This window comes from Dyadobacter sp. HNCC25DJ183 (genome assembly GCF_056895175.1).
On sequence record NZ_JBXHAP010000007.1, the window covers coordinates 423,194 to 444,751 of the forward strand.

At 47.8% G+C, this 21,558-nt stretch carries 18 protein-coding genes; 13 read left to right on the forward strand and 5 right to left on the reverse strand.

Annotation, left to right across the window (positions count from 1 at the left end; genetic code table 11):
• The first annotated feature begins 33 nt into the window (after window positions 1–33).
• The 4 genes from AC1XTG_RS19635 to AC1XTG_RS19650 all read left to right on the forward strand — a co-directional run bounded on the left by AC1XTG_RS19635 (window position 34) and on the right by AC1XTG_RS19650 (window position 3,920).
• Window positions 34–1,356, forward strand: a complete 1,323-nt coding sequence (locus AC1XTG_RS19635) for a M16 family metallopeptidase (RefSeq protein ID WP_056285516.1) — start codon at window positions 34–36, stop codon at window positions 1,354–1,356.
• Between the two features lie 40 nt (window positions 1,357–1,396).
• Complete coding sequence (locus AC1XTG_RS19640) at window positions 1,397–2,773, forward strand: M16 family metallopeptidase (protein ID WP_484843108.1); 1,377 nt, start codon at window positions 1,397–1,399, stop codon at window positions 2,771–2,773.
• Window positions 2,774–2,889: 116 nt separating this feature from the next.
• On the forward strand, window positions 2,890–3,069 hold the full coding sequence (locus AC1XTG_RS19645; protein ID WP_484843109.1) for a hypothetical protein: 180 nt from the start codon (window positions 2,890–2,892) through the stop codon (window positions 3,067–3,069).
• Window positions 3,066–3,920 (forward strand): sugar phosphate isomerase/epimerase family protein, encoded by an 855-nt coding sequence (locus AC1XTG_RS19650; RefSeq protein WP_484843110.1) that lies wholly within the window; start codon window positions 3,066–3,068, stop codon window positions 3,918–3,920. Before AC1XTG_RS19645 ends, AC1XTG_RS19650 begins: the two co-directional genes overlap by 4 nt.
• A 115-nt stretch (window positions 3,921–4,035) precedes the next feature.
• Here AC1XTG_RS19650 and AC1XTG_RS19655 read toward each other — a convergent pair whose 3' ends face one another.
• The 4 genes from AC1XTG_RS19655 to AC1XTG_RS19670 form a co-directional block, all read right to left on the reverse strand.
• Entirely contained in the window at window positions 4,036–5,934 is a 1,899-nt protein-coding gene (locus AC1XTG_RS19655) for a RagB/SusD family nutrient uptake outer membrane protein (protein ID WP_484843111.1), read from the reverse strand.
• Window positions 5,935–5,950: 16 nt separating this feature from the next.
• Entirely contained in the window at window positions 5,951–9,451 is a 3,501-nt protein-coding gene (locus AC1XTG_RS19660) for a TonB-dependent receptor (protein ID WP_484843112.1), read from the reverse strand.
• Window positions 9,452–9,617: 166 nt separating this feature from the next.
• On the reverse strand, window positions 9,618–10,754 hold the full coding sequence (locus tag AC1XTG_RS19665; protein ID WP_484843113.1) for a FecR domain-containing protein: 1,137 nt from the start codon (window positions 10,752–10,754) through the stop codon (window positions 9,618–9,620).
• 87 nt (window positions 10,755–10,841) lie between these two features.
• Entirely contained in the window at window positions 10,842–11,432 is a 591-nt protein-coding gene (locus tag AC1XTG_RS19670; protein ID WP_484843114.1) for an RNA polymerase sigma factor, read from the reverse strand.
• Between the two features lie 153 nt (window positions 11,433–11,585).
• Here AC1XTG_RS19670 and AC1XTG_RS19675 point away from each other — a divergent pair, with 153 nt between their 5' ends.
• The 9 genes from AC1XTG_RS19675 to AC1XTG_RS19715 all read left to right on the forward strand — a co-directional run bounded on the left by AC1XTG_RS19675 (window position 11,586) and on the right by AC1XTG_RS19715 (window position 19,985).
• On the forward strand, window positions 11,586–12,542 hold the full coding sequence (locus AC1XTG_RS19675) for an isopenicillin N synthase family dioxygenase (protein ID WP_056285538.1): 957 nt from the start codon (window positions 11,586–11,588) through the stop codon (window positions 12,540–12,542).
• A gap of 58 nt (window positions 12,543–12,600) precedes the next feature.
• Entirely contained in the window at window positions 12,601–13,743 is a 1,143-nt protein-coding gene (chrA, locus tag AC1XTG_RS19680; protein ID WP_484843115.1) for a chromate efflux transporter, read from the forward strand.
• Window positions 13,744–13,796: 53 nt separating this feature from the next.
• The gene (locus tag AC1XTG_RS19685; protein ID WP_484843116.1) at window positions 13,797–14,222 is read left to right on the forward strand and encodes a helix-turn-helix domain-containing protein; all 426 of its coding nucleotides are present in this window, start codon (window positions 13,797–13,799) and stop codon (window positions 14,220–14,222) included.
• A 165-nt stretch (window positions 14,223–14,387) separates the two neighbouring features.
• On the forward strand, window positions 14,388–17,348 hold the full coding sequence (locus AC1XTG_RS19690) for a serine hydrolase domain-containing protein (protein ID WP_484843117.1): 2,961 nt from the start codon (window positions 14,388–14,390) through the stop codon (window positions 17,346–17,348).
• A 61-nt stretch (window positions 17,349–17,409) separates the two neighbouring features.
• On the forward strand, window positions 17,410–17,736 hold the full coding sequence (locus tag AC1XTG_RS19695; protein ID WP_056285547.1) for a DciA family protein: 327 nt from the start codon (window positions 17,410–17,412) through the stop codon (window positions 17,734–17,736).
• Window positions 17,737–17,772: 36 nt separating this feature from the next.
• On the forward strand, window positions 17,773–17,976 hold the full coding sequence (locus tag AC1XTG_RS19700; RefSeq protein WP_484843118.1) for a DUF2683 family protein: 204 nt from the start codon (window positions 17,773–17,775) through the stop codon (window positions 17,974–17,976).
• On the forward strand, window positions 17,964–18,233 hold the full coding sequence (locus AC1XTG_RS19705) for a Txe/YoeB family addiction module toxin (RefSeq protein WP_484843119.1): 270 nt from the start codon (window positions 17,964–17,966) through the stop codon (window positions 18,231–18,233). The genes AC1XTG_RS19700 and AC1XTG_RS19705 overlap by 13 nt, the downstream gene beginning before the upstream one ends.
• Window positions 18,234–18,247: 14 nt before the next feature.
• Entirely contained in the window at window positions 18,248–19,180 is a 933-nt protein-coding gene (locus tag AC1XTG_RS19710) for a S66 peptidase family protein (RefSeq protein ID WP_484843120.1), read from the forward strand.
• Between the two features lie 4 nt (window positions 19,181–19,184).
• Window positions 19,185–19,985: an SDR family oxidoreductase gene (locus tag AC1XTG_RS19715; protein ID WP_484843121.1), complete on the forward strand. Its 801-nt coding sequence runs from the start codon at window positions 19,185–19,187 to the stop codon at window positions 19,983–19,985.
• On the opposite strand, the gene AC1XTG_RS19720 is transcribed toward AC1XTG_RS19715, so the two are convergent.
• A complete protein-coding gene (locus tag AC1XTG_RS19720; RefSeq protein WP_484843122.1) occupies window positions 19,986–21,305 on the reverse strand; it encodes an amidohydrolase in 1,320 nt (439 codons plus the stop codon).
• Window positions 21,306–21,558: the final 253 nt, after the last annotated feature.

A 21,558-nucleotide genomic window follows, 5' to 3' on the forward strand; every position in this document is an offset into this window, starting at 1 on the left:
TATCATTACGAAATCATTAACCAGCGATTTTTTATGAGGCTAAAATTTTTACTGCTGCTAGTGGCCGTTTCAGCAGGTTTGGGCAATGCATTTGCGCAGACAAAACCAGGAGATGTGAAAACTTTCGAATTAGCCAACGGAATGAAGTTCCTCGTGCTCGAAGACCACTCCATTCCAAATGCCAATATGTACCTTTTCTGGAAGGTAGGCTCCCGCAATGAAGTGCACGGCATTACCGGCTTGTCACACTTTTTTGAGCACATGATGTTCAACGGTTCGAAGAATTTCGGACCAAAAGAATTCGACCGTTTTATGGAAGCAAACGGCGGCTCTAACAATGCATATACCACCGAAAACGTAACGGTGTACACCGACTGGTTTCAGAAAGATGCATTGGAGCCCATTTTCAAGCTCGAATCCGACCGCATTGCCAACTTGTCCATCGACCCAAAAATGGTGGAAAGTGAGCGCGGAGTGGTGTTATCAGAGCGCAGTACCGGTTTGGAAAACAGCAATTACCGCCTGATCGGCGAACTTGTACAATCGGTTGCATTCCAGGAGCATCCCTATATGTTCCCTGTGATCGGGTTTGAGTCTGATATTAAAAGCTGGACACAGGAAGACCTGGAAAACTATTTCAAAACTTACTACTCACCGAACAATGCGACCGTTGTGGTTGTGGGCGATATTACGGTGGAGCAAGTAAAAAAACTGGCCGATCAATATATGGCGCCCATTCCTGCACGCGGGTTACCTCCGAAAATCAGGACTGTGGAGCCTGCTCAAAATGGAGAAAGAAGAGTGACCGCCTACAAGGACATTGCTACGCCAAACATTTTAATGGCGTACCACGTGCCGGAAACAAAAAACGAAGATTATTACGCGCTCGACCTGCTGAGCAGCCTGCTCACTTCTGGTAATTCTTCCCGCCTTACCAAGTCGCTGGTAATGGATTCTACCCTGGCGACCAGCGTATCAAGTTTTACCGACCAGAGTTTTGATCCGAGCCTTTTTGTGATCTATGCAATCGCCGGGGGTAATGTATCCGCACCTGATCTTGAAAAAGCAATTGACGTACAAATTGAGAAAATTATCAAAGAGGGCGTGACTGATACGGAACTTCAAAAAGTGAAAAATCAGAAGTTAATGGAGTTCTACCGCACGCTGGAAACAATCAATGGAAAAGCAAACAGTCTGGGGAGCTACGATGTGTTTTTTGGTGATTACAAAAAAATGTTTGAGGCACCGGAATTGTATAAAAAAGTAGGGATAGAGGATATCAAGCGGGTTGCGGCCAAATACTTCACCGATCGCAACCGCACAGTGGGATACCTGCTTCCAGAAAAATCGAAATAGTCCGCCTATCTCATTGACATTCATTCATAACTTTTGAAATATGAAAAAGATACTATTTGTGTGGGCAGCGCTGCTTTCGCTTTCTGCCTCTGCACAAAACAATTTTAAGCTTCCGACATACGAAAAGTTTAAGCTGAAAAACGGGCTGACCGTTTTTCTGATGGAGCAGCACGAAGTCCCATTGATCAATGTATCTGCTGTTTTCGACGCTGGTTCAATCAACGATGGCGACCGTGCAGGGATGGCGCTGGTGACTTCAGATGCATTACTCTTTGGTACCGAAAAATACACGAAGCCGCAGATTGAGGAAGCCACTGATTTCGTCGGCGCTACGCTGAATACATTCGCATCGAAGGATATGGCGGGCATCAGTTCATCCTTTGCCACAAAGGACCAGGAAAAATTACTGGATATCATTCAGCAGGTATTGGTACACCCGGTTTTTGATAAAACGGAGTTCGACAAATACAAGCAGCGGACACTCGTGCAGTTAATGCAGCAAAAAGAAAGTCCGCGCTCTGTGATCGGGCACTACTACAATGCATTCCTCTTCGGCAATTTCCCTTACGCGATTCCCGGCGACGGTACGCAGGCAACTGTTTCGAAAATGACTGCGGAAGATGCAAAGGCATTTTACAAAAGCAACTACACCTCCGGGCGCGGCGCGATTGCTGTAGTTGGTGACTTCAAAGCTGCCGATATGAAGAAGAAAATCACCGCCCTTTTCGGCTCCTGGAAAACGGCAGATTACCGCATGGTAAAACGCGTGGCGCCGGATCTGGAATTCGAGAAAAGCCGAGTATTATTGGTTGACAAGCCCGACGCAAGAGAAACCACATTCATGATCGGCGGAAAGGGTGTTGACTATAATTCCGCGGATTATGTACCGATCATGGTGGTAAATACGGTACTCGGCGGCCGGTTTACTTCCTGGCTCAACGATGCATTACGGGTGAATTCCGGTCTGACTTACGGTGCGAGAAGCCAGTTTTCGCGCAATAAATTTGCAGGCACATTCAGCATTTTCACTTTTACCAAGAACTCCACCACAGTTCCGGCCATTGATATGGCAGTGCAGGTACTGGACAGTTTGCATAAAACCGGCCTGAGCGAAGAAGTACTTAAATCTGCCAAGGCGTATGTAAAAGGCAGCTTCCCACCCACATTCGAATCGGCCGGAGCACTTGCGCGGCTGCTTACGGATATGCACATTTATGGTTTTGACGAAAATTATATCAATACATTCCAAACCAAAGTCGACGGTCTGACGCCGGCCCGGGCAAAAGAAATCATTGATACCTACTTCCCGAAAGACAAGCTGCAATTTGTCCTCATCGGAAAAGCAAGCGAAATCCGCGATCAGGTAAAGAAGTATGGGGATGTTACCGAGAAGCAGATTAAGGCGGATGGGTTTTAGTATAAGTTGGAGGGGCTGTTACTTTTAGTTGCATTGTGCCCGTTGCTTCGACCGCCCGGCGGCCCGGTGCGCTCAGCATGACAAGGCATTTTGCTTGGAAAGCATGAAAGAGCTTAATGCGAGAAGGTACAAACGCATTGTCAAGCCGGCACAACAGCATTGTCAAGCTGAGCGTAGCCAACGTTATTATGCTTAGCACACCTACCTTTGTCATGCTGAGCGGAGTCGAAGCAACGAGCGATCGCGCAGTCGAAGCCACAAGGCACAAAGTCACCATTAACCAAATGAAAAAATGAACAAACTATTAAAAATGGGCCTGTTTGCGGCTGCTACTTTGGTGGGGCAGGAGGCTGTTATGTCGCAGGGTAAGGTTTATACCAGCCCGATTGGCTTGCAGGCTTATACTTTTCGCGGAAGCTGGCCGAAAGGCATTGAAGCGACGCTCGATACCATCAAATCGCTGGGCGTAACAGAAATGGAGGGCGGCCCGATCAAGGGAATGGCTACTGAGGAACTCCGTAAGCAGCTGGACAAGCGTGGCATTAAAATGGTGTCCATTGGCGCAGATTACAAGCTGCTGGCCGAAAGTACAGCGCAAACGATCAAAGACGCGAAAACGTTGGGCGCCAAATACGTAATGGTAGCCTGGATTCCTCATAACGGAAAATTCGACCTTGAAACGGCAAAGAAGGCAGTAGCTGACTTCAACAAAGCAGGAAAGGAGTTGAAAGAAGCAGGTATTGAGCTGACTTACCACAATCACGGCTACGAATTTGAGCCTTATGAAGATGGTACCCTGTTTGACTACATTGTCAAAAACACCAATCCCGAATACGTGAACTTCGAAATGGACGTACTCTGGACCGCATTCCCGGGACAAGATCCTGCGAAGCTGCTGCTCAAATATCCGACCCGCTGGAAACTAATGCACCTCAAAGACCTGAAAAAAGGTGTAGTAGGCAACCTCTCAGGCGGCACGCCCACTACCAACGACGTAGCATTAGGAACCGGCCAGATAGATATTCCCGCAACATTAAAAGCCGCTAAGAAAGTAGGGATCAAGCATTATTTCATTGAAGACGAAAGCCCAAGCTACCTGAAGCAGATTCCGCAGACGATTGCTTATATTAAGTCGATTAAGGAGTAAGTAAAAGGGAGAATGGAGTTGTGCACAGGTCTTCGACTGCGCTCAGACTGACAAAGCATATTGAGCATCACTGCCTTGTCATGCTGAGCGCACCGGGCCGCCGGGCGGTCGAAGGCTACCACCCAGGATTCTGCTTCAACGTTGGTGTTCTTTGCAGTTCGTCTTGCATGATGGGGAACAGGTAATGCCTTGGCGCGACGAAGACACGGCTTTCTATGAAGTAGCGTTGCATTTTATACTTCTTGCCTTCTACCTCAATTTTTCCTTTCGGATCTTCAACGGGCTTCATTCCATTGATCATTCTCTGCGTTTTCGGATAGGGCCAGCCCAGCTGCGCGCGCTGTTCGTTGGTAGCGCCCGAACTTTGCCAGGCCTGCTCTCTCGCGAGCTCTTTCGCCGAACTTGGTTCAAGGTAAAGTCTCGAAGACCAGATCCGGTTGTTCTCGTAAAACAGCTCCACCCGGCGCTCGCGCTTGATGTATTCGTCCATCAAAGCTTTATTTGCTTGTACTTCCGGCGGCATTGGCGCCATAAATGAACGTGCTCTCACCTCATTGATCATCGCATATATCTCCGCGTTGGGACCGGCAGTTTCATTGACAGCTTCGGCGTAGATATAGATAAACTCAGGCAGCCGCCAGACCGGCGGGCCGCTGATCGCAAAGCTCTTGTCACGGTTCCAGGACTCCCGCAGGATTTTACGTAAAAAATACCCCGTAGTAGTTGAATTGGTCGCCCCTATCTTATCCGCTCCGGTAGCAGTATTGATCACCTTTCCTTTGAATGTCGAACCGTGGTAGACAATGTCGCGGTGGAAGCGCGGATCACGTTTAATGCCTTCATATGGATTCGCATCATCGTACCCGTCGGCTTTTGCCCGGGCTGCGTAAATGGGATAACCGTACCCGTTTTTAGCTACATATTCATATTCATCAACTTGCTCCTGCACCGGCATCTGGCGCGAGCTGCCTCCCCAGCTTGGCGGATAAATGTCGCCCTGCCAGTTGTGGTCCTTATCCCTTGTTACAAAGAAGACAGCCTCATTCTGAAATGCTTCCATGTTATGGTACAAATCCCAAAGCCGTGCGGGTACCTTTGAATTGTTGTTGTTTACGCCTGCATCGTCCCTGAAATCGCTGGCATCGTGACCTTTGTACAAACTATAACGCAGCCGCCCGTCAACTTTGAAGTCGATCACAGCTTTGGCCGCATCTCTTGCTGCAGTCCACCGTCCCGCATTGAATGCATATTCCGCAGCAAATGCGCGGGTATCGTTCGGAAAAGAACCGCCATTCCACATAGGTGTGGCTGCCATCCAGGCTACCATCGCTTTCAGTCCCAGACACGCGCCTTTATCCACCCGACCAAAATCCGCCCCGCCCCAGCTGCCTGGTACCAGCGCAATCGCAGAGTCACAGTCCGCTGAAATTTTGGCGGCAATGGCGTGGAAGGATTCCTGTTTGAAATCCATTTGTTCAGTAGGTGAAATGGTCCGGTTCATATATACTATCTCACCGTACATTCTTGCAGCCAGATAATGGAAGTACGCCCGCATGAAATAGGTTTCCCCCAATCTTTTGGATAAATCCCCTGCCTGCAATGGATTGTCGGGCGTTTTGTATTTCCGCACACCTTCCAGGATTACATTCGTTTTTCTGATCCGATCGTACAGATCCCACCAGTACTGGCCGCGGCTGCTGCGGTCGGGCATTGTATTCGAATTCCAGTCGCCCGTGTTGAATTTGTTTGTAAGACTTCCTTCCGCCGTTGATCCCTCGGCCTCGTCAGTCACAGGGGCAGTTGAAAAGTGGGAAAAGAACACAAGCGGACTGTTCGAGCCTCTTGCATTGTCGTACAGATCAGTGATCAGCTGGTTGGTTTTATTATATCGTGTAAAAACCTGCTCGGCATCCACCTGATCATCGGGTCTTCTATCCAGGAAGTCCTGGTCGCACGAGGCCAGCATTCCACCTATCATTAATGCGGCTATTGTATATATTTTTCTGGTTTTCATAAATAGTAAGGAATGATCAGAATGAAATGTCAACACCAAAATTCACCACTTTCTGGATCGGGTACCAATCGCCGGTACCTTCGTTTGTTTCAGGATCCATATCTACTTCTCCCAGCCCGTCCCAGGTAAGCAGGTTCATTCCCTGCACATAAAATCTCACCTGATCCAGGCCAATCTTCTTTATCGCAGGCTTTGGCAGATTATAGCCCAGCTCTATGGTTTTTAACCTCACATATTTGCGGTCATACAAAAAGAGGCTGCTCGCATTGTTCTTGTTGTTGCTGTGATCTCCAAAATGAAGCGCCGGATAAGTAGCGGTTTCCGCTGTTTCGGGAGTCCACCGGTTTAAATGCATTGGTTTCACTTTACCATATTTATCCTGATTGAACAGCGGGAAGTCGTATACCGCCGCCCCCGAAAGCTGCATGGAACCGCTGGCCGCACCCTGGAAAAGCATGCTGAAATCGAAGTTTTTGAAGCGACCGCCAACCGGGAGACCAAACATCAGCTCAGGGTTTACGGGATTTCCGGTAGCAGTTCTGTCGCCCAGATCATCAATGCGCCCGTCGCCATTCAGGTCTTTATACACCACGTCGCCGGGTCTCAGCGTACCCCACGATTGGTAGCCGCTGCCCTGGTTCATCGCATTCAATGCATCCGCTTCCTCCTGGTTGCTTACAAAATGATCGAATATGTAGTTAAAGTGCTCTTTGATCCGTTTACCTGTATTGGCACGGCCGCCGTAGGCATAAGGTATCTCATTCATGAACACGATTTTGTTGCGCGCAAATGAAAGGTTTGGACGAATAAAATAGGTGACGTTTTTACCAATGCTGCCACTCCATCCTATTTCAAGATCAAACCCTTTGTTGTTGACGATGCCCGAATTAAGATAAGGAGCGTTTTTTCCAACAAGATCCGGAAAGCCCAGCTTGTTGCCGCCACCCATATCCGTAATAATGTCATACCGGTGCTCGTGGAAAAGGTCGAGGGTGAATGTGAGGTGCTTGAAAAATGTGGCGTCGATACCAATATTCGCTTTTCTCGCCTTTTCCCAGGTTAAATCAGGATTGGCCAGGTCGCCTTCCGACAAATACCCGCCTGCTCCCGAACCAAAATTATCGGTACCGAAATTGTAGTCACCGTCTCTTCCGCCAAAGTATTGCAGGTAAATAAACCGCTTGTCATTGGGTACGCGGTCGCTGCCTACCAGACCGTAAGAACCGCGGATTTTCAGGTTGTTCAACCAGTTTTGTGAACTGATCATAAATCTTTCTTTGGAAGCTACCCAGCCCGCTGATACCGATGGGAAGAAGCCATAACGCTTGCCTTTGGCGAAGTTCTCCGATCCGTTATATGCCGCATTGAATTCCAGCAGATAGCGGTCGTCGTAACCGTAAGTGGCGCGGGCAGTAACGCCCTGGTAGCTGAATGGAACCTGGTTGTTGATAATCCGGCGCGACCTGTTGCCCAGGACCATCCCCGTTACATGATGCGAACCGAAGTTATGCATGTAATCAATCTTGGCCTGAATATAAGTCCGGCTTTCATTGTCTTTGTTATCATATCCATTCCCGATCGTCTGGTCAATATCATACTTGTTACCCGATTTATACGCACCGGTATAGCGTCCCGGTGTACGATATACGTCACTCCCATCAACCGGCACGAATGTGGCATAACCAGGATACTCCCGGTAACCTTCGGAGTAAGTATTCACCTTCCGGTTGATCCAGCCACCATCGCTGGCATCGTAGGAGAACATTCCGTCAATTGACAATCCTTCGGTGATAAAATTGAGCTTATGCCCCAGCGAGAATGATCCGTTCAGGTAAGTATTCTTTTCATTTAAAAAGCCTGTCCGGCTTAATTCACCCAGGATGTTAAACCTGTAAATCTGATCGCCATAAAGCATTCCGAGCGGGTTATTCGCTGCAAAAACCCGGTTCGCAGGATCGTCATTTGGCTCAACAATTATCGGCAGATACGAAGGCTGCGTGTTAGCGAGCTCCACAATCCTCGCCGCCGACGTACCCGGTGCATTGCGATCGGTAATGCGGGCACCAATGTCGAGTTTGGCGTAAAAGTTATCCGTTATGTCAATGTCGATATTTGAGCGGAAATTGTACCGTTTGAAAACAGCCTGCGTACTGTTGGTACTCAAATCGGTGTGCTTGTAGTTACCATCCTGCTGGAAATAGTTGGCCAGAACAAAGTATCTGGCCCTCAAAGATCCACCGCTAATAGACAAACTGTAATCATGCTGCACACCAGGCTTGAATGCATAATCGAAATAATCCCAATTGTAGCCCAGCCCGTCAGAATTGTCGCCTTTTGCCTTTCTCCAGTTCGCAATGGAGGCTTCCGAAAACAGGTTCAGGGTAGACGGATCTGCGTCGGGATTATCGTTTCTTCTTGCTTCATTATATAACATCGCATAATCAGCCGAACCCAGGTAAGTCGGGAATTTCACGGGCTGGTTCACACCTACCGAAGCTTTAAAATTCACAGTTGCCTTATCCTGCACTTTCCCGCGACGCGTGGTAATAAGGATTACGCCATTTGCGCCCCTTACCCCGTACGGAGCTGTCGCACTCGCATCTTTCAGGATTGTAAATGTCTCTATCTCAGAAGGTGCCAGGTAATCCATACTTCTTTCCAAACCGTCGATGATCACAATCGGAGACTGGTTTCCATAAGTGGCGGTACCGCGGATAAAAATATCACTCCTGTCAACTCCCGGCTCACCGCCGCTGAATTGGTTTGCAAAAAGACCGGGAAGTCTGCCCGCCAGCGCATTGGTAATGCTGGCAGTCGGACTTTGTTTCAGATCTTCGGTCGTAATGGTCGCGATCGAGCCGGTAATGGTCGCTTTGCGTTGCGAACCAAAGCCTACGATCACTACTTCCTCTAATCCGCCCAGGTCTTCCTGCAGTTGTATGTTGATTGAAGTTTGTGCATCGATAACCTGTTCTGTTCCCAGAAACCCAATGAATGAAATGACGAGCACATCGCCTTGTTCCGCTTCAATGGTGAACTTTCCGTTTGCGTCGGTGGAGGTACCTTTGTCAGTACCCTTAACTATCACCGTCGCGCCGGCGAGCGCTACTCCTTTCGTATCCTGAATTGTACCCGTGATCTCCCGGATCGTTGCAACTGGCTCGGCAGGCTCTGCTGAGATGGTACGAATGAGCGTCTGGCTCTGTTGTTCTTCCTTCCTGAACACCGCGATCTGCTTTCCTATGATTTTATAAGCCAGCCCCGATCCTTTGAGCGCCTTGTTAAGAATGGAAGTAACGGTCTCGTTTTTTACATCGAGATTCAAAGAAGCTTCCCGCTTTCCGGCGAAAAGATCATCACTGTAAAAGATCCGGTAATCTGTCTTTTCCTGGATCTCCCTGAACAGCGTGGTCAGGTTCCCGTTGCGGATTTTCACATCCATCCGACTTTTTTGGGAATAGCCTGTCGCATGAACGCTCATCATTGCGATCCACAACAGCAGTATAGTCAACCTCATAATTTTCAGGAATTTCCGGGAACACAGCACTCCCAAAGGGCGATGCCCCGAATGGTCAAATTTTTTCATAAATTTGATATGACTTTTGTTGATACAATGGTTACAGAAATCACTTGCTTGCCGGCAAGTGTAATCGATCGGAAGACGTTGCCGCGTCTTCCGTTTTTTATTGCGTAATGGTGCCTTTCCTTAAAACAAACCTCCTTTCTGTTTGGTGATACGTAAGTGATGTTGCCGCCGACAATATGTCCAGCACGTGCGTAATGTCTTCCTGCAGATCCAGCGACCCTGAAAATGTTTCCGTGCTGCTGTCCGCTTCGCCCAGTTCAATATCCACCTTATAGTAGCGCGACAACTTCTTAAGGATCTCCCCCAGCGGAGCGTGATTGTTTAACAGGTACCCGTCTTTCCAGGAAACATATTCCGTCACATTCACCTGCTCCACGTTAAGCGAAGTATTTCCGGGATTATAAACCGCACGCATTCCCGGTTTCAGTTTGCGTTTCTGAGCTTTGAAAAGCGACTGCTGGTTCGCAGTAAGTTCAATGCTTCCATTCACGAGCACCGCTGACGTAAGCTGGTCGTCGGCATAGGCGCTGATGTCGAATTCTGTCCCGAAAACCTGGACTTTCATGTTTTTGGTATGTACAAAAAACGGCTTATCCTCGGCATGGGTTACCGCGAAGTAAGCCTGGCCTTCCAGATATACCTCCCGGTCTGCCGAAGTAAATTGCGCCGGGTAAACCAGCTTGGAGCCCGAGTTAACCCAAATTTTGGTACCATCTGTCAATGTGACCACCGACCGCTTTCCATAGGGTACGATCAGCGTATTGAATTCCTGCCCCAGAACCTGCTGATCAATCGCGGTGACAGAGTCGAGGCGAATCTGACTGCCATTCTTTCCATAAGTGAGGGAGGAATTCTGTTCCTGCAAACTGATCATTCTCCGGTCTGCCAAAACAAGCTGCGTTACTTCTGTGTCAATCACTGCTGCCGAAGCTATTTGCTGCATTGCGGTGCCGGCACCTCTGTTCAGACTGAAATACGCTAATCCGGAAAGAAGCAGAATAGCAACAGAAGCTGCTACCGAGTACCACAGCCTGTTCAATCTAACATGCTTCTTCTGCTGAATACTTTCCTCCACCCGCGTCCACAAGTAAGTTTTTTCCGTAAGCGGCAGACTTTCGTGGCGGATATGCTGCATCAGCTGGCGCGTCGCCTCTGCTGTTTTCTGATCCTCCGGGGAAAGCTCCGGAAGCTCAGCATCCTGCGATTTTCCTTTCCTGGGTAGTTTTTTCTTCATGCGCAAACTTGTTTGACATAGAAGAGAAAGCTTTCGTCAGGATATAGACTCGTAAAATGATTTATTTTTATAAAAAGTTGGAAATATCTACTGCCAGCAGAAAATCAGGATAACTGAACCAAATTCCAGCTTTCCGCGGAGCTGCTTCAAAGCGCGGTAAATGAAAGTGCGGCAGGTCGGTACCGAGATCTGCATTACGGCGGCTATCTGATCGTAATCCAGGTTCTGATTATACCGCAGGTAAAGGATTTCCCGCTGGCGCTCGGGAAGCTGGTTCAATTCTGCGGCGAGCTGCTGCATGAGTTCGCGCTGGACTTCGTCTATGATAATTTCCTGTTCTATACTGAATGCAAACGCATTCATTCCAAAAGTATCGTCTGCATTCCACCGGTCCAACCTCAGCCTGGTTGCTTTGCGATGTGCCGCGTAAAGTTTTCGGCGGAAAGATTTGAGGAGATAAAATTTCACATTCACTTCCTGCGACAAGCCCGTGCGATAACTATGAAGGTCGATGAAAAGATCGTGGATACAGTCTTTTACCAGATCATCATCAGTAGTATACCGCATTCCAAATGCAAAAAGGCTGTCTGAAAATTGATCATACAGCTGACTGAATGCCTGCTGATCGCCAGAAACAAAACGTTCCCACAGTTCAGTTTCCGGAAGTGTATGTGTCATAGCTGAGTAGCAAAATTTTAATTAAAATTATAATAATTAAATTAAACACAGCAAGTGCGCCTGGAACATATCCGGTTTGCACGGCCTGATATGTTGCATGATTAGCTTGCCAAGTTCCGCGATAGTTTTATACTTTGCACAAAAAAGGACAAAATGGAACCTGCATTGTTGAATCAAGTCCCTTCGCTGGATTTAGCCGATTTCACTTCCGGAAATCCCGGGCAAAAAGCACAGTTCGTGGCTGACCTCGGTGCCGCTTTTACAAACATCGGCTTCGTTGCGATCAAAAATCACGGACTGAGTGATGAGCTGCGTGAAAAATTATATGCCGCAGTGCAGGAGTTTTTCAGACAACCTGATGAAATCAAGAGAAAATACGAATTTCCGAACCTTTTCGGGCAGCGCGGGTATATCAGCAAAGGGAAAGAAACAGCAAAAGGTTTTAAGGTAGCCGACCTGAAAGAGTTTTACCACGTTGGTCAGCCGGAGCCAATCGGGAATATGCCTTCCAATGTATTTCCAGAAGGTTTTCCGGATTTTGAAAAATACACGCTTGAAGTTTATAAAACCTTCGAAAGTACAGGAAAAACGCTTCTGCGCGCTATCGCTGTCTACCTGAATCTGGAAGAAGATTATTTTGAAGATAAGGTAAAAAACGGGGATAGTCTGCTCCGCGCATTGCATTACTTCCCTATCCCAAACCCTGAGCTGGTACCCGAAGGTGCGGTGAGGGCTGCGGCGCACGGAGATATTAACCTCATCACCCTGCTGATGGGCGCAAGTGCAGAGGGACTTGAAGTGTTGCGGCGCGACGGCGAATGGATCGCAATCACTGCATTGCCAGACCAGATTGTTGTCAATGTAGGCGATATGCTCGACAGGCTGACAAATCACAAACTGAAATCCACGATCCACCGCGTGGTCAATCCGCCGCGGGAGAAAATGGGTACTTCGCGCTACTCTATCCCATTCTTTATGCATCCACGCGCAGACATGGACCTGACGAGCCTGGAAAGCTGCATTACACCGGAGCAACCAAAATTGTACACGGATATGACAGCCGGCGAATTCCTGGATGAACGTCTGCGGGAACTGGGACTGAAAAAATAACGCTGCGACCATTTTGGCTCCCCCACCCATTCGCCGTTTCAGATACATCATTTACCTGATGGATATCCTCCTGCTCTCGCTCACTGCATTTGGCGGGCCTCAGGTACATTTGATGATGATGATCGAGCGGCTGGTCCGCAAAAGAAGGTACATTACAGAAGAAGAACTGCTGGAATTGCAAGCACTTTGCCAGGTATTGCCCGGGCCAAGCTCCACGCAGACCGTGACGGCGATCGGCTTGAAGATCGGGGGGCAGCCGCTTGCTTACCTCACCCTGGTTGTATGGTCCATCCCCGCAATGGTACTGATGACCGCAGCGGCTATCGGGATCCATTATCTTGAAACAAAATCCATTTCACTGGATTTTACGCGTTTTGTAGGTCCCATGGCGGTTGCATTTCTGATGCACGGCGCCTCTTCGATCACGCGCCGCGTTGTTCATAACAGGTTGGGATGGACGTTTTTGATCATATCCACGATTCTGGCTTACCTCTACCCTTCGCCTTACATGACGCCGGTGCTGATCATTCTGGGCGGAGTAGCAGCTTCCCTTAATTTCAAAAAACACGAAAAAATGGAGAAGGCACCGATCCGGATCAAATGGCGGCCCATTATCTTCTGGATTTCAGTACTGGTGGCGGCGGCGATTGTAGGTAAGATCACCAACTCACTTCCGGTGCGCCTTTTTGAAAACTTTTATAGGAATGGAAGTTTGGTATTTGGCGGCGGCCAGGTGCTTGTTCCCATTCTTTACAACGAGTTTGTTGAATTTAAAAGCTATCTCACAGAGCAGGAATTCCTGGCGGGAATGGCGCTGACGCAGGTGGTACCGGGGCCGGTGTTCTCCATTGCTACTTTTGTGGGAAGCATGTCGCTGCAGTCGCACGGTATTTTCGGACAGATTGTGGGTGGGTTTGTGGCTACTGCCGGCATTTTCTTACCAGGTACATTTTTCATTTTCTTTGCCTATCCATTCTGGAACCAGCTTAAAAAATACCGCGGCATTAGGGCTTCGCTGGAAGGAGTGCACGCAGCCAGCTGCGGGCTGACTATCGCGGCAGCCATTTCCCTTTTTCAACCCATGATGACGAACTGGCAACCACTCGCAACAGTCATCGCCACACTCCTCGTGCTCACCTTCGCCAAAATACCCTCCTACTTCATTATCCTCGGCGGATTGGTTTTGGGACTGCTCTTTTAAGGAATGCAGCCTTTTTTCCCTAAATTGCCTATTCACTAAACTTCATCTCCTTGATGACACATACTACTTCAAATTCGAAGATCCACGAGGGACGCAATCTAAAACGTTTCCGCGAAATGTTGGGTATCAAGCAAGATGCATTTGCATTTCAGCTAGGCGAAGATTGGAACCAGCAGAAAGTGTCGCTTCTTGAACAAAAAGAGAAGATAGACGCCAATATTTTGAATCAGGTAGCCGCAATTCTGAAAATACCAGCCGAAGCAATTCAACATTTCGAAGAAGAAAAGGCTATCAATATTATCACAAACACCTTTAACAATCACGACCAGTCAAATGGGTTAAATATTTATCCGACATTTCATCAACCTATTGATAAGATCATCCAATATCACGAAGAAAAGATCGCCTTGTATGAGCGAATGTTGAACGAGAAAGATGAAATGATGGCAATGTTGAAGGGAGTCATTGAGAAGAAATAAATGAAGTTAGTTACCAACAACTTTGTCACCCTGAGCGGAGTCGAAGGGCATGCGTTATCGCTCCTCCCTTCGACTCCGCTCAGGGTGACAAAGGAGTAGTAACATACTTAAAGTACCAGAACCATACCATTCAAATTTAGAAAATAGCATACACCAATCCCTGTAATGAAAATCCTTGCCTCGCTAATTCTTTTTCTACTTGCAAACAGTTTCCTTTCCGTTGCCCAGACCGGCAACTCCCCGACATATCTTGCTAAAAACCAAAAATGGGTCGACTCCGTTTTTGCTTCGCTGACTCCCGATGAGCGGATTGCCCAGCTGATCATGATCCCGGCGGTATCGGATGTTAAAAGGGCTTTGATCGATCCGAAGGCGAGTAGCCCGGAGATGGTTGAAAAACTGATTCGCGAAAATAAAGTTGGGGGCATCGTGTTCTTCCAGGGCGGGCCGGTACCACAGGCGCGACTGACAAACCACTATCAATCCATTTCAAAAGTACCGCTGCTGGTAGCAATGGACGCGGAGTTCGGACTGGCAATGCGCATTGACAGCACAGTCCGGTACCCCTATCAAATGACACTCGGCGCGATCCAGGGCAACAACGACCTGATTTATGAAATGGGAGCGCAGCTGGCCGGACAAGCGAAAAGGCTGGGCATGCATATCAACTTTGCTCCCGTTGCTGATGTGAATAACAATCCGAACAACCCGGTGATCAGCTTTCGCTCTTTTGGTGAAAACAAGTTCAAGGTAGCCGATAAAGCTGTGGCCTACATGAAGGGAATGCAGGATAACGGGCTACTTACCAGCGCAAAACATTTTCCGGGCCACGGGGACACTGGGGTTGATTCGCATTTTGATCTTCCGTTGATCGCACACGATGTGACGCGCATCGATTCACTTGAAATGTACCCGTTCAAAGCATTGATCAGCAATGGGATCAGCGGTATTATGATCGCGCATTTGAGCATTCCGGCTTTGGACAAAACCCCTAACCTTCCTTCGACATTATCCAAGCCGATTGTGACAGACATTTTGAGGAAGCAGCTGGGTTTCGACGGGCTGATCTATTCCGACGCGATGAATATGAAGGGAGTTACCAAATATTTTCCTGACGGGAAAGCCGACGCAATGGGGCTGGAAGCCGGAATGGATATCCTGGAATTTACAGAGGATGTGAACAAATCCATAGCCGAGATCAAGAAGAGCATTGCGGAGGGCAGGATATCCCAGCAGGAAATCGATGAGCGCTGCAAAAAGGTTTTAATGGCAAAAGCCTGGGCCGGACTCGACCGCTATAAACCGGTTGATATGAATAACCTGTATGAAGACCTGAACCCGAAATCGGCTGAGCTGATCAACAGGTTGCTGACGGAAAAAGCATTAACCGTTTTAAAAAATGACAATAACCTGCTGCCACTGCGCGACCTGGATACATTGAAAATCGCGTCCGTCTCGCTGGGTGCCGATACCGTCACCACTTTCCAGAAAACACTCGAACTTTATACATCTGTCGATCATTTCTACATTCCGGCAAAAGCTACGGAGGCTCAGATTGCTGCATTGAGGGCCAAGATAAAGGATTATAACTTGCTGCTTGTGGGTGTACATCTGGGTAGTATCTCTCCCAAAACCAACTACGGGCTGACAGAGCCGATGAATGCAGTACTGCAGGAGCTGATCGCGACAAACAAGTCGGTGGTTTCGATATTCGGTAATCCATATTCTTTAAACAAGATCGAAAAAGCGGCAAATACTAAAGCGCTGGTGATGGCGTATCAGCTGACACCTTACACGCAGGACCTTTCTGCACAGCTGATTTTCGGTGCAATACCGGCGAGCGGCAAATTGCCCGTTACTGTAAATGCACAATTTCCGTACAATGCAGGTATTGAAACGCCTGCGATCGGCCGACTGAAATACACAATTCCTGAGGAACTTGGAATGGATTCCAGGATCATTACTTACAAAATCGACTCCATTGCAAATCTTGCAGTAACACAAAAAGCGACGCCGGGCTGCGTGGTGCAACTCGCGAAAGACGGGAAAGTGTTTTTCAGGAAAGCTTACGGAAAACATACCTATGAAGGCAATGCGAATGTAAAGCTGACTGACTTGTATGACCTGGCTTCCGTAACCAAAATCACGGCATCGACACTCGCATTGATGAGCCTGTGGGACCAGAAGAAGTTTGATCTCGATGCTACAATGAAGGATTATCTGCCTGATTTTGAAAAATCCAACAAGGCGGACCTGGAATGGAGAAAGGTACTGACGCACAGCGCACGGCTGAAAGCATTTATCGTACTTTGGAAAGAGGCACAAAATGCCGACGGAAGCTGGAAGAAGAAGACTTTCAGCACCAAACAATCGAGGAAATACCCGATCTCAGTTGTGGGCGACAGCTTGTTTATCTTTAAAGATTATGACAAAACGATATTCAAATCCATCCGCGATTCTCCATTGAATGAAAAGGAAGGTTATGTATACAGCGATTTGTCGTTCATACTTTACCCACAGATCGTGAAAAGGTTATCGGGTGAAAATTTTGAGGATTACCTGAAAAACCATTATTACCACAAGCTGGGCGCCAACTCGCTGACATTTAACCCAAAACGGTTTTACAAGCTGGAAGATATCGTTCCGACCGAGCGCGATACGTTTTTCAGGATGACACAGCTGCACGGACAAGTGCACGATGAAGCCGCCGCGATGCTTGGCGGATTGAGCGGCCACGCCGGACTTTTCGGGGATGCAAATGATGTGATGAAAGTGTGGCAAATGTACCTGCAGCAAGGTTACTATGGCGGCCAGCAGCTGCTTAGCAAAGATGCGCTTTTAGAGTTTACAAGATATCAGTATCCTGAAACAGGCAGCCGCCGCGGGATCGGATTTGACAAGCCTACATTCAAGTATTCAGGCAATGCGCCTAAATATGCAAGTCCGTCCAGCTTCGGGCATACCGGCTACACAGGCATTATGACGTGGGCCGATCCTGCATGGAACCTGAACTACGTTTTCCTGTCGAACAGAGTATATCCTACTAGGGAAAACAGCAAGATATCGACATTGAACATACGGACGTCGATCATGGATGTGGTGTACCAGGAGCTGCTGAAAAAGTAGGCAGCAACTGGCAGCAGGGCTTTAATATTCCTACCTTTGTACTACTCACCTCTCCAACAATATGGCACAACACTATCGGTTTGACAAGGAAAAAGCGTCACGGCGACCGGGCGTAACCCCGCTGAAAGACGCGATAGATCAGATGCTGGAAAAGTACAGGCTACGTACCCGGTTTGACCAGTCGTACGTGGTGGCGCATTGGGACAAGATCATGGGATCGGCAATTGCCACACGCACCCGGAAGGTATATATCCACGAGCGGACACTCTTCCTGCAAATAGAATCTGCCCCGTTGCGCAACGAACTTTTCCGCGCCAAAAGCAAAATCATCGAGCTTATCAACAGGGAGATGAAGAGTGATCTGGTTGATGATGTGATTTTTATTTGAGGTATATTTGAAATACATTAAATCATAATTCTAATTATGAGCACACTTACGATTAAAACCGAAGACCAGGGAATTCTGGACGCGATCAAAGAGTATCTGGCTACTTTTAAAGGCAAAGTTGAGGTTGAAGAAACAAGTCCTTATGATCCTGAATTTGTAAAAAAAATCAATGAGAGCGAGCAGCAGTTCGCTGAAGGTAAGTTCAGAAAAATTTCTCTGGACGACGTATGGAAATTGTAATCTCTGAACGTGCCGATTCGGATCTTGATTATTGGAAGAAAACAAATAATACGTCGATATTAAAAAAGATAAGAGCGCTGCTCGATTCAATATTGAATACACCCTACCACGGCATTGGAAAACCCGAACCCCTAAAACATGATCTTTCGGGCTATTGGTCGAGAAGGATAGATCGTGAACATCGGCTTGTTTATCAAATCATCGAAAATAAAATCAAGATTCACTCGCTAAGAGGTCATTATGTGCCTCAAAAGTGAGCGACAAACAATCAATGCATCAAATCCATCTCCCCCCATTCCTCAAACCCGGCGATAAGATTGGCATAGTGGCGCCGGCAAGTGTGATCAGGTATGATGATATCCTCGGCGGCATTGACATTTTTACAAATAAATGGGGCTTGCAGGTAAAAGAAGGCGAAACGCTGAACACTGCATTCAACCAGTTTTCTGCCGATGACGAAACCCGCAGGAATGATCTGCAAAAAATGCTTGACGATCCGGACATTCGCGCCATTATTGCAGCGCGCGGTGGTTATGGCTGCTCCCGCATTGTGGACGGACTCGATTTCGACCGGTTTTTACAACATCCTAAATGGATCGTCGGTTTCAGTGACCTGACTGTACTGCTTTCACAGGTATATCAATTGGGTTACGCCAGTCTCCACGCGCCAATGGCGAAATCGATTACTACTTACGGAGGCGAAAAGGCGGAAGAATCGCTCAGGCAGCTGTTGTTTGGAGAGCTACCCGAATACTCTATCGACGCATATCCCCTGAACAGGACCGGGCAAGCGACCGCGCCGGTAGTGGGCGGAAATCTCTGTATCCTCAACCACCTGATCGGCTCCAAAACAGAAATCGACTTTACAGGTAAGATCCTTTTTATAGAAGACATTAACGAGTATCTCTACAATCTGGACAGAATGGTGATCCAGATGAAGAGAGCAGGAAAACTGGAAGATTTGGCCGGGCTGGTGGTGGGACAGTTTACCGATATGAAAGACAACAGTGCACCTACGTTCGGGAAAGATGCGAATGAGATCATTTATGAACATATTAAGGAGTATAACTATCCCGTATGTTTCAATTTTCCAGTCGGCCACGTGGGTGACAACCGCGCCATGTGCGTAGGTATGCCTGCTCAACTCGACGTAAATACGGAGGCAGCCCATCTGAAATTCCTGCCTGTTTCCGCTTCGATTTAATTTTATGGACAATTTTAAAAATAAGGTAGTCTGGATTACCGGTGCGAGCTCGGGCATTGGGGAAGCGTTGGCAATGGAGTTTGCCCGCGAAGGCGCACGACTGGTTCTGACTTCGCGACGAAGAGAGCAATTGGAAAGAGTGAAAAAGGCGACGGGCTTGCCGGAAGAAGCTGTGCTGGTGTTACCAATGGACGTAACTGAGCTGGAAAAAGCCGTACCTGCTGCCCAACAAGTAATCGATCGCTTTCAGCGCATTGATATTATGGTACACAATGCAGGCGTAAGCCAGCGATCCTATATCAGGGATACTGACCTGGATGTGTATAAAAAGATCATGGAGATAGACTTTTTCAGCACAGTTGCACTTACGAAGGCGGTGCTGCCATTTATGACAAATCAGAAAAGCGGGCACTTCATTGTGATCAGCAGCGTGGCCGGGAAAATAGGTACAATCATGCGGTCGGGCTATAATGCAGCTAAACATGCGTTGCACGGCTTTTACGATTCACTTCGTGCAGAAGCATATCAGGACAACATCAAAGTAACTACTGTGTGCCCGGGGTATATCCGCACAAACATCTCGCTCAGTGCATTAAATGAGTCGGGCGGTAAGTTTGGCAAAATGGACTCCAATCAGGCGAATGGAATACCTGCCGATGAATGTGCACGAAAGATCCTGAATGCGGTAAGAAAAGACAAAAAGGAGATTTACATCGGCGGGCTGAAAGAGGTAGCGGCGATTTATGTAAAAAGATTCTTCCCCAGCCTGCTTTTTGATCAGGTGAGGAAGAATATTCCTGAATAATTATTTTTTCGCCGGTTTCGCGCTGCTTGCCTGCATATAATCTGTTGTGAGCCGGGTAAGAGACCTTACACCAAGTACGAGGCTGCCTTCGTCCAGATAGAAGTCAGGTGTATGGTGCGGCGCAGCTTCTTCCACCTCCTTCCCTTTCGGCATTCCGCCCAGGAAAAAGAAAAGCCCGGGTACCTTTTGCTGAAAGTATGAGAAATCTTCGGCGCCTGTCTTCGCGGGAATGAGACTTACATTTTCTTTGCCTGCCACATTCTGAAGTGTACCGATCATTTTTTCGGTGAGCGGAATATCGTTGACGGTAACGGGATAGAGGATATCGATTTTTACGTCTGCCTTCGCACCTGCACTCTCGGCCACATTAGTAGCAATGTCATTGATCCGCTTATGGACATATTGATGCATGCCTTCATCAAACGTGCGGATTGTTCCAACCATTTTCACAGATTCCGGAATAATATTCTGCCGGATCCCGCCATTGATCATTCCGATGGTAACTACTGCCGGCGCCTGCGTCAGGTTCAGGTTGCGGCTCACAATGGTTTGTAATGAGTTGATGATCTGAGCGGAGGTAACTATGGGATCTACGCCCGACCAGGGATATGCACCGTGGGTTTGCTTTCCGGTAACATTGATGTTCAGTATATCCACAGCGGCCATTGTCGGCCCCGGCTTATATCCTATCTTACCTACTTCGATTTTTGAATCGATATGGAGCCCGAAAATGGCATCGACCTTCGGATTTTCAAGAACACCTTCCTTAATCATCAGCTTTGCACCGCCTTCTTCACCTTCCGGCGCGCCTTCTTCGGCAGGCTGGAAAATGAACTTCACGGTTCCTGGCAGGTCGGCTTTCATGGACGCAAGTACCTCGGCTACCCCCATCAGTATAGCCACGTGGGTGTCGTGTCCGCAGGCGTGCATTACGCCCGTCTTCTGCCCGTTGAATTCCGCTGTTACGGTTGATTTGAAAGGTACATTTACGCGCTCGGTTACGGGCAAAGCATCCATATCTGCGCGGAGGGCCACTACCGGACCTGGCTTCCCACCTTTCAGCACTCCGACAACACCTGTATGTGCCACGCCGGTTTTCACCTCAATCCCCAGCTGCTTCAGGTGATTTGCAATTTTCTCTGCGGTTTTAAATTCCCTGTTTCCCAGTTCCGGGTTTTGGTGAAAATCACGTCGCCACTCCGAAAGCTTCTTTTCCAGCGACTGCGCTTTCTGATCGATCTTAACAGCAGCAATTGGCTGCGCGAATGCAATGTGCCCAAACAAGAGCGCTCCGGCGACGAAAATTACCTTTGGTGACATATGGGGTTTAATTTGTAGTATATATTAAAATAGTACAATCAGAAAAGGCATTGAAAAAGTTACTTAGACTAAGATACGTCCAACGGAAACTGGGAAATACTATTTAGATCTATTCTTTTGAACAGCTGCGTATAGCTAAGGCGTGCAGATTGTAAAAGTTAAAAGATGTTAAAGGTAATTATACGAAAAAGTTAACAAATAGAGAGTTATGTTAACATTTATATAACAAGAGACTGTTTTTAGCAAAATTTCC